11 protein-coding genes and 1 tRNA gene are annotated in these 12,893 nt (G+C 56.0%); 6 read left to right on the top strand and 6 right to left on the bottom strand.

The genetic code is table 11. The features are described from left to right. A complete protein-coding gene (gene gltS / locus F8561_RS05065; RefSeq protein WP_014168040.1) occupies window positions 1-1,203 on the bottom strand; it encodes a sodium/glutamate symporter in 1,203 nt (400 codons plus the stop codon). A 225-nt stretch (window positions 1,204-1,428) separates the two neighbouring features. On the opposite strand from gltS, the gene xanP reads away from it, so the two are divergent. Beyond that, window positions 1,429-2,820, top strand: coding sequence for a xanthine/proton symporter XanP (gene xanP, locus F8561_RS05070; protein ID WP_032679316.1), 1,392 nt, complete (start codon window positions 1,429-1,431; stop codon window positions 2,818-2,820). Between the two features lie 119 nt (window positions 2,821-2,939). Further along, complete coding sequence (locus F8561_RS05075) at window positions 2,940-4,643, top strand: AsmA family protein (RefSeq protein ID WP_151887211.1); 1,704 nt, start codon at window positions 2,940-2,942, stop codon at window positions 4,641-4,643. Between the two features lie 60 nt (window positions 4,644-4,703). On the opposite strand, the gene yicI is transcribed toward F8561_RS05075, so the two are convergent. Further along, window positions 4,704-7,022: an alpha-xylosidase gene (gene yicI / locus F8561_RS05080; protein WP_151887212.1), complete on the bottom strand. Its 2,319-nt coding sequence runs from the start codon at window positions 7,020-7,022 to the stop codon at window positions 4,704-4,706. A 12-nt stretch (window positions 7,023-7,034) separates the two neighbouring features. Continuing rightward, the gene (locus tag F8561_RS05085; RefSeq protein ID WP_049023104.1) at window positions 7,035-8,426 is read right to left on the bottom strand and encodes a glycoside-pentoside-hexuronide family transporter; all 1,392 of its coding nucleotides are present in this window, start codon (window positions 8,424-8,426) and stop codon (window positions 7,035-7,037) included. Window positions 8,427-8,713: 287 nt separating this feature from the next. On the opposite strand from F8561_RS05085, the gene F8561_RS05090 reads away from it, so the two are divergent. Beyond that, window positions 8,714-8,808: transfer RNA gene (locus F8561_RS05090), tRNA-Sec, on the top strand. Between the two features lie 322 nt (window positions 8,809-9,130). Here the strand turns inward: F8561_RS05090 and F8561_RS05095 are convergent. Then, window positions 9,131-9,568 (bottom strand): GNAT family N-acetyltransferase, encoded by a 438-nt coding sequence (locus tag F8561_RS05095; protein WP_049023103.1) that lies wholly within the window; start codon window positions 9,566-9,568, stop codon window positions 9,131-9,133. A gap of 62 nt (window positions 9,569-9,630) precedes the next feature. Between F8561_RS05095 and F8561_RS24170 the strand changes: the two genes are divergently transcribed. Further along, window positions 9,631-9,786: a hypothetical protein gene (locus tag F8561_RS24170; protein WP_153852750.1), complete on the top strand. Its 156-nt coding sequence runs from the start codon at window positions 9,631-9,633 to the stop codon at window positions 9,784-9,786. 76 nt (window positions 9,787-9,862) lie between these two features. On the opposite strand, the gene F8561_RS05100 is transcribed toward F8561_RS24170, so the two are convergent. Next, window positions 9,863-10,909 (bottom strand): class I SAM-dependent methyltransferase, encoded by a 1,047-nt coding sequence (locus F8561_RS05100; RefSeq protein ID WP_049023102.1) that lies wholly within the window; start codon window positions 10,907-10,909, stop codon window positions 9,863-9,865. A gap of 77 nt (window positions 10,910-10,986) precedes the next feature. Next, complete coding sequence (locus tag F8561_RS05105) at window positions 10,987-11,511, bottom strand: lipocalin family protein (protein WP_020882704.1); 525 nt, start codon at window positions 11,509-11,511, stop codon at window positions 10,987-10,989. Between the two features lie 117 nt (window positions 11,512-11,628). On the opposite strand from F8561_RS05105, the gene F8561_RS05110 reads away from it, so the two are divergent. Both F8561_RS05110 and uraH read left to right on the top strand, forming a co-directional pair. Then, the gene (locus F8561_RS05110; protein WP_014168030.1) at window positions 11,629-12,354 is read left to right on the top strand and encodes a MerR family transcriptional regulator; all 726 of its coding nucleotides are present in this window, start codon (window positions 11,629-11,631) and stop codon (window positions 12,352-12,354) included. Window positions 12,355-12,453: 99 nt separating this feature from the next. Beyond that, window positions 12,454-12,864: a hydroxyisourate hydrolase gene (uraH, locus tag F8561_RS05115; protein ID WP_151887213.1), complete on the top strand. Its 411-nt coding sequence runs from the start codon at window positions 12,454-12,456 to the stop codon at window positions 12,862-12,864. Window positions 12,865-12,893 lie beyond the last annotated feature (29 nt).

Genomic DNA, 12,893 nt, shown 5'->3' on the forward strand with positions numbered 1-12,893 from the left:
TCAGGCAAACATCGGCAGCATCAGGTAAAGCTTAATCACCAGCGCGTTGACGATATCAATGAAGAACGCTCCGACCATCGGGACCACCAGAAACGCCATATGCGAAGGCCCAAAACGTTCGGTGATCGCTTGCATGTTGGCGATAGCCGTCGGCGTTGCCCCCAGACCAAACCCACAATGCCCCGCCGCCAGCACTGCTGCATCGTAGTTTTTGCCCATCATGCGCCAGGTCACAAACATGGCGTAGAACGCCATAAACAGCGCCTGAACGGCCAGAATAGCCACCATCGGCAGTGCCAGTGAGGCCAGCTCCCAGAGCTTGAGGCTCATCAGGGCCATCGCCAGGAACAGCGACAGGCAGACGTTGCCAAGCACCGATACGGCACGTTCAAATACGCGGTAGAAGCCCATCAGCGCCAGACCGTTACTCAGCAACACCCCGACAAACAGCACGCACACAAACGTCGGGAGCTCGAACGCTGAACCTGCCAGCCATTGCGCAACCACTTTGCCCACCGTCAGGCAGATGGCAATCATCGCGATAGTTTCAATCAACACCAGCGAAGTGATGGTGCGTCCGACGTCGGGTTTTTCAAAGGCAGTGGGTACCAGCTCATCGTCCGGTCTTCCGTCTGGCGTACCAGAGTGCTTCACCAGATACCGCGCCACCGGCCCGCCGATCAGGCCGCCCAGCACCAGACCGAAGGTGGCACAGGCCATCGCCACTTCGGTGGCGTTTTCAAAGCCGTAGCGCTCAGTAAACAGCTTGCTCCACGCCGCCCCGGTACCGTGGCCACCAGAGAGGGTGATTGATCCGGCCAGCAGCCCCATCAGCGGATCCAGCCCCAGCAACGTGGCCATCCCGATACCAATGGCGTTTTGCATCACTAGCAGCCCTACCACCACGATCAGAAATACGCCGAGCACTTTGCCACCCGTCCGCAGGCTCGCCAGGTTGGCATTCAGGCCAATGGTGGCAAAGAAGGCCAGCATCAGCGGATCTTTCAGGGACATATCAAAATCAATTTCCCAGCCCATGCTTTTCTTCAGCACCAGCAGGGCCAGCGCCACCAGCAGTCCGCCGGCAACAGGTTCAGGAATGGTGTATTTCTTCAGAAGGGAAACGCTGTGTACGAGCTTACGGCCAAGCAGTAAGACCAGCGTTGCGGCAACAAGGGTCGACAACGTATCGAGATGAATCATAAAAGGCTCCTGTTATGCGCGTGTTCCATACACACGCGGCGTTATCCTGGGCCGGCTTGCGCTCGTCATGAGCCGCCGGCGCAAAAAGTGTAATTTTTTTTCCCCATGGGTTGTAGAAAACCTGCTCACAGCGGCAGATTTTCTTGTCTTTTTTTGTTGGCAATCGTTTGCTTTTACCAGGTGGTCAGATAAAATGCCCGCTTTTCCACCGTGGGATTGCCGCCGATGTCCGTTAACACCCTTGAGTCTCCCGATGCGCAACCGATTGCGCAGAAGCAAAATAGCGAACTGATTTACCGCCTTGAAGACCGTCCGCCTCTTCCTCAGACGCTCTTTGCCGCCTGCCAACACCTGCTGGCTATGTTCGTTGCGGTGATCACCCCGGCGCTGCTGATCTGCCAGGCGCTTGGTTTACCGGCTCAGGATACACAGCACATCATCAGTATGTCCCTCTTTGCCTCCGGCGTAGCGTCCATTATTCAAATTAAAGCGTGGGGCCCGGTGGGGTCTGGATTGTTGTCGATCCAGGGCACCAGTTTTAACTTCGTCGCACCGCTGATCATGGGCGGTACAGCCCTCAAAACCGGCGGCGCGGATGTTCCGACCATGATGGCGGCGCTGTTTGGCACGCTGATGCTGGCCAGCTGCACCGAGATGGTGATCTCCCGGGTACTGCACCTGGCGCGTCGCGTGATCACGCCGCTGGTATCCGGCGTGGTGGTGATGATCATTGGCCTGTCGCTGATTCAGGTTGGCCTGACCTCCATCGGTGGCGGTTATGCGGCAATGAGCGACCACACTTTTGGTGCACCGAAAAACCTGCTGCTGGCCGGCGTGGTACTGGCAATCATTATTCTGCTTAACCGTCAGCGTAACCCGTATCTGCGTGTGGCATCGCTGGTGATCGCCATGGCGGCCGGTTATCTGCTGGCCTGGGCGCTGGGTATGCTACCGGAGAACACCCCGCAGACCAACAGTGCGCTGATCACCATTCCAACGCCGCTGTACTACGGCCTGGGCATTGACTGGGGTCTGCTGCTGCCGCTGATGCTGGTCTTTATGATCACCTCGCTGGAGACGATTGGCGATATCACCGCCACGTCTGATGTCTCCGAGCAGCCGGTCTCCGGCCCGCTGTATATGAAACGCCTGAAAGGCGGCGTGCTGGCGAACGGCCTGAACTCGTTTGTCTCTGCGGTCTTCAACACCTTCCCGAACTCCTGCTTCGGCCAGAACAACGGCGTGATCCAGCTGACTGGCGTTGCCAGCCGCTACGTCGGTTTTGTGGTGGCGCTGATGCTGATCGTCCTCGGCCTGTTCCCGGCGGTAAGCGGTTTTGTGCAGCATATACCTGAACCGGTACTGGGCGGCGCAACGCTGGTGATGTTCGGGACCATCGCGGCTTCCGGTGTACGTATCGTCTCTCGCGAACCGCTGAACCGCCGCGCCATCATGATCATTGCCCTGTCGCTGGCCGTGGGTCTGGGTGTTTCACAGCAACCGCTGATCCTGCAGTTTGCCCCGGACTGGGTGAAAAACCTGCTCTCTTCCGGCATTGCGGCAGGCGGTATCACCGCGATTGTTCTGAACCTCGTTTTCCCGCCTGAGAAAAATTGATCGCCCTCACGGCAGGCTGTCAACGCCTGCCGTGACATCTCTTTACACCATTCCCGCCTTGAGCATTGCGCATAAATCGTGCATAACTCCCTTATGTGCGTTTCGCGGGATGGAAGACCATGAAATTTATTGGAAAGGTACTCGTCTATCTTCTGGTAGCCCTGCTCATTGTGGTGCTGGCGCTCTATATTCTGCTCCAGACCCGCTGGGGAGCATCTCAGGCCAGCAACTGGATAACGGTGAATACCGATTACGAACTCAATTTCGACCTGATGGATCACCGCTTTTCGTCACCTTCCCACATCATTCTGGAAAACGTCACGTTTGGCCGCGACGGTAAACCCGCCACGCTGGTGGCCAGGAAAGTCGATATTGGTCTGAGTAGCCGACAGGTCACCGATCCGCTGCACATGGACACCATTACCCTGTTCGATGGCACGCTTAATCTTTCTCCTCAGACGGCACCGCTCCCGTTCCAGGCGGACCGTTTGCAGTTGAACAACATGGCCTTTAACAGCCCCAATACGGAATGGGATCTCAGCGCACAGAAAGTGACGGGCGGCGTCAGCCCGTGGCAGCCAGAAGCAGGCAATGTGCTGGGTAAAAACGCACAGATCCAGGTGAGCGCAGGCTCGCTTACCCTGAACGGCGTGCCGGCCACCAACGTGCTGATCCAGGGACAACTCAACGGCAAAGAGGTGGTGCTGAACACCATTGGTGCCGATATGGCGCGCGGTTCGCTCACCGGGTCCGCCCTGCGCAACGCTGACGGCAGCTGGATTATCGACACCATGCGTCTGAATGAGATCCGCCTGCAAAGCGATAAGTCACTGGTGGATTTCTTCGCGCCTCTGACCACCATTCCCTCGCTGCAGATTGGCCGTCTGGAAGTGACTGACGCACGCCTGCAGGGGCCGGACTGGGCGGTGACCGATCTCGATTTAAGCCTGCGCAACCTGACACTCAGCAAAGGCGACTGGCAAAGTCAGGAGGGGCGTTTGTCCATGAACGCCAGCGAGTTTATTTATGGCTCTCTGCATCTGTTCGACCCGATCATGAATGCGGAGTTCTCCCCGCAAGGCGTGGCGCTGCGCCAGTTTACCTCCCGCTGGGAGGGCGGCATGGTACGCGCTTCCGGCAACTGGCTGCGCGAGGGTAACGCGCTGGTGCTGGATGATGTTGCCATCGCCGGGCTGGAATACGCCCTGCCGCAGAACTGGAAAACGCTGTGGATGGAGCCGTTACCGGAATGGCTGAACAGCCTGACGCTGAAAAAATTCGGCCTGAGCCGCAACCTGGTTATCGATATCGACCCGGCCTTCCCGTGGCAAATCACCTCTCTTGATGGCTATGGCGCGAACCTGCAGCTGGCGAAAGATCGCCAGTGGGGCGTATGGGGTGGCAGCGCAACGCTGAACGGCGCGGCGGCGACCTTTAACCGCGTGGACGTGCGTCGTCCGTCGCTGGCGCTGAACGCTAACGCCTCAACGGTAAACATTACCGACCTGAGCGCTTTCACCGAAAAAGGCATTCTGGAAGCCACGGCGACGGTATCACAGCTTCCGCCACGGCAGACGACAATCAGCCTGAACGGACGCGGCGTGCCGCTCAACGTGCTGCAGGCGTGGGGCTGGCCGGCGCTACCCATTGGCGGTGATGGCAATATCCAGCTAACCGCCAGCGGCAGCGTGCAGGCCAACGCACCGCTGAAACCGACGGTTAACGGGAAACTGAACGCGGTAAATATGGATAAACAGCAGGTGCAACAGACGATGACGGGGGGAGAGGTGTCGACACTATCCTCGCCCCAGCCCTCTCCCTGAAAGGAAGAAGAAGCAAACCCTTCCCTCCCCCCGTTGGGGAGAGGGTTAGGGTGAGGAAAATTAAAGGTGTACCACCACCTCATTACCCTCCGCTTTCACCACCACGCCCCACTCGCTTCCGGCCTCTGAGCCGCCTTTTACACCACTCAGTTTCTGCACGTTGCGCAAGCAGACCGACCAGTTTCGCGCGTCACCTGTGCCGGTAATGGTCACGGTGTCGCCGCTGCGTGTGGCTTTCAGCGTAAATGCCACAGAACCGTCCGCCGCGGGCACTTCGCTCACCGCCATCGCGCCATCGCCCAGGTTAAACAGCTGGAAAGCTGTCCCTTCGTTCCAGGCGTAGTCCGGTTTCTGTTGATTGTTGCCCAACGCCAGCAGGGTGTTATCGCGCACATAGACCGGCAGGCTGCGGAATTCATGCTGCTGTTTATGCCAGCGGCTGCCCTCGATTTCATCGTTATGCCAGAGATGGGTCCAGCGCCCTTCCGGCAGATAAAACTGCACGTCACCGGCCTCAGAAAACACCGGGGCTACCATCACCGACTCCCCCAGCATGTACTGACGGTCGAGGTAATCGCATGCCGGATCGTCCGGGAACTCCAGCATCATCGCCCGCAGCATCGGTGTGCCATACTCGCGAGCCAGGGCAGCCTGGCGATAGAGATACGGCATCATCTGACATTTCAGCTGAGTGAAGTGACGCACCACATCACAGGACTCATCATCGTACGCCCACGGTACGCGGTAAGATTTGCTGCCATGCAGGCGGCTGTGGCTGGATAACAGCCCAAACGCGCACCAGCGTTTGTAGACGTGTGCCGGCGCGGTGTTCTCAAATCCACCGATGTCATGGCTCCAGAAGCCAAAGCCGGACAGACCAATCGACAGCCCGCCGCGCAGGCTTTCCGCCATCGATTCGTAGTTGGCGTAACAGTCGCCACCCCAGTGCACCGGGAACTGTTGCGCACCTACCGACGCCGAGCGGGCAAACAGCACCGCCTCATCCGCGCCCACCGTTTCTTTCAGTACGTTCCACACCAGTTCGTTATAAAGGTATGCGTAGTGGTTGTGCATCTTCTGCGGATCGGAACCGTCAAACCACTGGACGTCCGTCGGGATGCGCTCGCCAAAATCGGTCTTAAAGCAGTCGACGCCAATATCCACCAGGCCTTTCAGCTTGTCGGCATACCACCGACACGCGTCCGGGTTAGTGAAGTCATAAATCGCCAGACCGGGCTGCCATTTGTCCCACTGCCACAGGGAGCCGTCCGGGCGCTTGAGCAGGTAGCCCTTCTCTTTCAGTTCGCGAAATACCGGCGACTTCTGGCCGATGTACGGGTTAATCCACACGCAAACCTTCAGCCCTTTCTCCTTCAGGCGGCGGATCATCCCCTGCGGATCCGGGAAAGTCACCGGGTCCCATTCAAAATCACACCACTGGAAGGCCTTCATCCAGAAGCAGTCGAAGTGGAAGACATGCAGCGGCAGATCGCGCTCGGCCATGCCGTCGATAAAGCTGTTAACCGTCGCTTCGTCGTAGTTGGTGGTGAACGACGTGGTCAGCCACAGGCCGAATGACCACGCGGGCGGCAGCGCCGGGCGTCCGGTGAATCGCGTATAACGGTTGAGCACCTCTTTTGGCGTCGGGCCGTCGATCACAAAGTACTCGAGATATTCACCTTCTACGCTGAACTGCACTTTGGAGACCTTCTCGGAGCCAATTTCAAACGAGACGTTTTCCGGGTGGTTCACCAGCACCCCGTAGCCGCGGTTGGTCAGATAGAACGGAATATTTTTGTATGACTGCTCGGTACTGGTGCCGCCGTCGCGGTTCCAGGTCTCGACCGTCTGGCCGTTACGCACCAGCGCGGTAAAGCGCTCGCCGAGGCCGTAGACCGTTTCACCTACGCCCAGATCCAGACGCTCAAAAACATAATGACGATCGGTACGGGTATCCTGCACGTAACCGTTGTTTTTCAGCTGACTGCCGGTAATACGCTGTCCGTTGCGCAGAAAATCCAGCGCCCAGCACTCGCCTTTGGTGACGCGCACGCTGAGGTGACCGCTTTTCAGCTCAGCAAATTCGGCATTGTTTTCAATCTCAACGTTCACCTCTTTGATGACATTCAGAGGATAGTGCGGACCGTTGTTCAGCGCGCCCTGGAAGTGCTCGATACGCACGCCGACAATCCCTTCCTGCGGGGAGAAAAGACGGACAGTGAACATCAGAGTATCAAGCTGCCAGGTACGTTCTCGTACATCACGCGGCGCCACGTATACCACAAGGTCATTGCCCTGCTGCTCTACATCGAACACCTGAACCGGGCAGGTGACGTTCAGGCCCGGTTGAATGAGCCAGTTTCCATCACTGATTTTCATACTCTCGTCCTCTTAGTTCTGTAATTCTTTACTGACCGGCAGGTTGTCAAACTCCTGCTGATTGCGGCGCGCACCCTGCGCCAGCTCGCTCATGATTTTGGTCAGGAAAGGCGTTTTCAGGGTGTAGTAGCGTTTGGCGATGATGGCGCTCAGTACATAGCAAACCGCCGGGGCCAGGGTGAACAGGCCGATAATGATGCTGATGGTCGCGCTGTTCTGGGTTTTAGCTGCGGCGTCATAACCCCCCCCTGCCAGCATCCAGCCGATCATTGCCCCGCCCAGCGCCAGGCCGAGTTTCAGCACAAACAGCGTGCCCGCGAAGCTGATGCCGGTAAGACGCTTGCCGTTGGTCCATTCGCCGTAGTCGACGGTATCGGACATCATGACCCACTGGATCGGCGTCACCAGCTGATGCAATACCCCAATCACAAAGATGAAGGTGAACATCACCACCGTGGCATGCATGGGAACGAAGAACATCGCCACGCTGACCACCGCCAGGGCGGCGTTGGTCCACCAGAAGATGCTGACCTTGCATTTCCAGTCGGTGAGCGGTTTCGCCAGCGCAGAGCCAATCAGGTTCCCGACACAGTAGGTGGTGAGGAACGCGACAAAGATTTCCGGCGAGCCCATGATCCAGGTGCAGTAGTACATCATCGCGCCGCCACGCACGCAGACGGCGAGGATATTAAGAATGGTCAGCACACCAACAATACGCCACTGGTCGTTATGCCAGATATCTCGCAGGTCTTCGCGCATGGAGGTGGTGCTCGGCGGCACCTGGATGCGCTCTTTGGTGGTGAAGAAGCAGAACGCCAGCATCAGAAACGCGACCACCGACAGCACGGCTATCCCACCCTGGAAACCGAACGCTTTGTCATCGCCACCAATCAGGTTAACCAGCGGCATCATCAGTACCGTCGAGAGCATGCCGCCCGCGGTCGCCAGCACAAAGCGCCAGGACTGCAGGGAGATACGCTGCGTCGGGTCGTTGGTGATCACACCGCCCAGGGCGCAATAAGGGATGTTAACCACGGTATAGAGCAGCGTCAGCAGCGTGTAGGTAATGGCGGCATAAATCATTTTGCCGTTGAGGCTGAGGTCCGGCGTGGTGTAGGCCAGCACGCAGACAATGCCGAACGGGATAGCACCGAACAGTATCCACGGCCGGAATTTACCCCAGCGGCTGCGGGTGCGGTCAGCGATCAGGCCCATGCACGGGTCCGAAATCGCATCCAGCGCACGTGCCAGCAGGAACATCGTGCCGACAAACCCGGCAGGAATGCCGAAGATATCGGTATAGAAAAACATCATGTACAACATAACGTTATCGAAGATGATGTGGCTGGCGGCGTCACCCATGCCGTAGCCAATCTTCTCTTTTACTGACAATACGTCGCTCATTTTTTTATCCTTCACGCTGTAGGGGGCGCTGAGACCGGTTACAGATTTTTAAACCATTGTTTCAGGAGCGGGTATTGCGTTTTCTGGTTAGCTGGTTACGTTTCTTGTTTTTTGTGATCGCGGTAAATATTGACGAGCACGAAATGCTAACCTGAGGATTTTCTTAGGAATTAACTGAAACAGGGGTGTTAAGGTCAAAAGAGAGGTGAAAAAAGTGTGCCGGGGTATGTGGTAAATGCCTGAAAGTAGCTATAATGCGCCCCGCCTCCATGTAGCAATGCAGGCGCGGAAGATCGTCATCTCCGGTGAGGTGGCTGGACTTCAAATCCAGTTGGGGACGCCAGCGTTCCCGGGCAGGTTCGACTCCTGTGATCTTCCGCCAAAATTCTTTGAAGAGATTATTCTCATATTTGTTCCACCATTAAACCCAAGTAATAATTTAATCTATTCACTAAAATTTTTTATGTGACTCTTCTGCTTTCTAGTAATGTCTAAGTCATCTTTTTTAGTTTTCTCACCCACAAATATTCAGGCCTTAAACTTTACCCATGTGTTTCAAATAATTAATTACGTTGATATTGATTTGTTCGGTTATATTTCGGATATCATAATAGCCAAACTTTAATCGTGAGGTACAATTCCTGAACGGCAAAATGCGTTGCATTTCATATCTAACGAGTAGGATATCTGCGTTAAGTTAGCATTCACTCACCCAACCACATATGCAGCAACGGAAACGCATTCCCCTGTCCGTCCCGTTCTGAGCGCCCCACCTGCACAAACCCCATATGCTGATAAAACGCAACGCCCTGCGGGTTTTGCTCGTTTACATCCACTTCATTCGCACCAAAATGCGCAATGGCATAGTTCAGCAGTAATTTCCCCACGCCTTTTCCCCGGCTCGCATCATCCACAAACAGCATTTCAATGCGGTTTTTATCGACGCCTAAAAAGCCATGAATAACACCCGCTTCATCGCGGGCAATCATAACCTTGAGATTGGGCAGATAGGCATTGAGCAATAACGGGCGCAGCGCCGCAATATCACTTTCCTGCAAAAAATGGTGGGTGGCACGAACGGAAGACTCCCAGACTGTGACGAGGCGTTCGAAGTGTGAGGGGTGTGCGGTTTCGATTTTCATGAGGGGGATCATTATAGAGCACAGCGATTAAATCAAGTATCCAGAAGCATGGAGGCAATAAAATGAAGACTTTAAATGAAGTAATAAACTCTCGAACCTGTGAAAGTCGAGAGCGTATCAAGGAAATGGCCCGGAAGTTGGTTCAGGAGACAGGTCAGCAGATAGAGCATGAAAAGCAAGAATCCCCAACAGACATTGAGAATAAAGAAACCAGCTAATCCTTCATGGTAGTTGTTCGGGTAAACCGAACAACTGAGGAACGGTAAATATTCTAGCGCCCTGTCCCCCCTCACCCTAGCCCTCTCCCTCCGTGAGAGGGAACTGGCCGTGCGGTTTGTCATCCCCCACCTTAATCTCCATCACCGCATACACCCCGTCTTTCGGGACCACCACGGTGACATTTTCCACCGGCACGCCTGCCGCGATATGAATATCCTGCAGCTGCCGGAGCGTCCGCGGGTAAATATCCTCCCAGCCGATACAGCGCAAAATAAAATCGATTTGTGGGCTACTGGCCAGCATATTCGAGACAATCACCGCCCCGCCGGGCTTTATCAGCCGCAGCGCACGCTGGAGAAAAATCACCGCATCGGCATCGTTGAAATAGTCGAAAATCCCCAGCGCATCCACCAGTTCGGCCTGATGCTCGCCCAGCTCATGCAGTAAATCTTCGTTACGCACCAGCGTATGGAGCAAGTTGCGCCTGAGCAGGGTCAGCTGTTCACCCACGATAATGCCTTCCTGCGCCGCCATGGTTTCGGCCCAACTGAGCGCCACAGGGTCTTTATCCACCAGCGTCAGATACACCTGCTGGCCGTCGAGCTTCGCCTCGCGCAGCGCCTCCAGCACGGGAATTGCAGCCCCGCTCGCCAGGCTCACCCAATTGTTATCGTTCCCGTTGCGGATGTATTTATCCACCATCGCAGCCAGTACTTTTGCACGGGAGCGCACACCAATGGCATCGTTCGCATGGATAAACCACTGGCGGCTGTCGCTGTCCATTCGGGTTCCGTCTGGCAGGCGCTCCTCCAGCGGGTTTTGCACCACAAAAAGCGCCAGCGCAGAGGGAACCAGCCGGGTACGCCACGCGGTGAGCGCCGGACGATTGCGGTAGGCTTGCCCGGAATAACGGTTCTGTGGGACAAGCACGGCCTGTCCCCCCTCTTCGTATTCAATCAGCGGAGGACGAAGCGCCGGATCGGCTTTCAGCGCCCGGTTAATCGAATTGATCTCACGGGCAGTGTCGTCCTTCATCGGCCACTGGTCGCTAATATCCGGAAATGACGCACTGAAAATGGTCATATTTTCCGGTGCGTCGCCGCGAAAAGGCTGCCAGTTCATGTCGTCGTCTCCCGTTGAGCTTTTAACGGAAGTCTATCCAGGCGAGCCAGTAAAACCCTACGAAGAAAGCACGATCTTCACTGCTTAACCCACACCAGCTGATCAACCTTGAAGCCCAGACTGCGTGCGGTATTCAGGTAGTCCTGTTTCACGGCATCCGGAATCGTCGGCGTACGAGACAGGATCCACAGATAGTCGCGATTCGGCCCGCTCACCAGCGCATACTGGTACTTATCGTCCAGCTTGATCACGTTATAGCCGCCGTAGAAGGGGCCGAAGAACGACACCTTCAGCGCTGCCGTCGTCGGTTCGCCGGTAAAGTACGCTTTGCCTTCACTCTCATTCCACTTGTTTTTAACCGGGTCGAAACCCCGGTTAAGCACGCTGATGCCACCGTCGCTGCGCTCGCCGTAGGTGGCGGTCACCTGCTCCAGCCCGCGTTCGAAGCGGTTTTCCAGGCGGGCAACTTCATACCACTTGCCGAGATAGCGGCTGGCTTCAAAATTTGAAATGGGCTTTACGCCTTTCGGTGGCGTAGGGGATTTGCAGGCCACCAGAGTCAGGGCAATGGCGACACCCGTCACAACAGGCCATAGTTTCATGAGAATTCCTTTCATTTGCACGGTTGGAAGTAAAGTGTAGTGCACCGTTACGGCGCTTCATCCCGTGAGGGAAAATTCGTAGTATATTGAGAGTATTCCTCCACTCTGGACACGGACATGGCTTACTCCATCGGCGAATTCGCCAGACTCAGCGGGATCACCGCCACGACGCTGCGGGCATGGCAGCGTCGCTATGGTTTACTCAAGCCACAGCGCACGGAGGGCGGCCATCGCCAGTACAGTGATGAGGACGTCCAGCAGGCACTGAAAATCCTCGACTGGGTGAAAAAAGGCGTGCCCATCGGCCAGGTCAAACCGCTACTGGAACGCCCCGTCCCGCGCCGTACCAACAACTGGCAAACGTTGCTTGAGACCATGCTGCAACGCCTGCAGGACGGGAAAATTGAATCCCTGCGCCAGATGATTTACGACGCTGGCCGCGAATACCCCAGGCCAGAGCTGGTTGCAAATGTGCTGCGTCCGTTGCGCAGCCAGATGTCAGCCAACATCCCTGCCGCCATGACCCTGCGCGAGATCCTCGACGGTATTATCATCGCCTATGCCTCGTTCTGCCTTGAGGGCGACAAAAAAGCGCCGGGTGATAACATCCTGCTTAGTGGCTGGTACCTGAATGACCCGTGTGAAATCTGGCTCGAGGCCCTGACGCGTACCGGACAAGGGCACCGTATCGATATTTTGCCTACTCCCTCCACGTCACTGGCGCCTGAGATTTTCCCCGAGCGCAAATGGCTTCTGGTGACCAGCGGTAAACTGACCGCCGCACGGAAAAAGCAGGTGGCACAGTGGCAGCAGCAGGTATCCCTTGAAGTGATTATCCTCTGATTATTTTCTCCTGCGGTAAACTTCACGAAAAGTTGAATATTTTTCCGTCCCGCAAATGCTAACGTTTTCCTGTGACTGACAACCCCACAGGAAAACACAATGAAAAAAACGCCCCCTCTGCTGATGCTGGCCGCCATGGCCTTTACCCCTGCCGCGTTTAGCGCCCCTGCCGGCACCCTGAGCGTACATATTCTCGACCAGCAAACCGGGATGCCGCCATCTGACGTTACCGTCACGCTGGAGAAGCAGCAGCAGAACACATGGACCCAGATTGCCAGCGGCAAAACCGACCACGACGGACGTATCAAATCACTCTATCCGCAGGATCAGGACATGCAGCCAGGCGTGTATAAAGTGACCTTTAAAACCGCTGATTACTTCCACGGCAAAAAGCTGGACACCTTCTTCCCGGAGATCCCAGTGCTATTTACCGTGACCCGAACCAACGAGAAACTTCACATCCCGCTTCTGCTGAGCCAGTACGGATACTCGACCTACAAGGGCAGTTAAGAAACATTGATTTTAAAGGATAATAAAAA

It is taken from the genome of Enterobacter sp. 198 (assembly GCF_009025585.1).
Lineage (GTDB): Bacteria > Pseudomonadota > Gammaproteobacteria > Enterobacterales > Enterobacteriaceae > Enterobacter > Enterobacter ludwigii.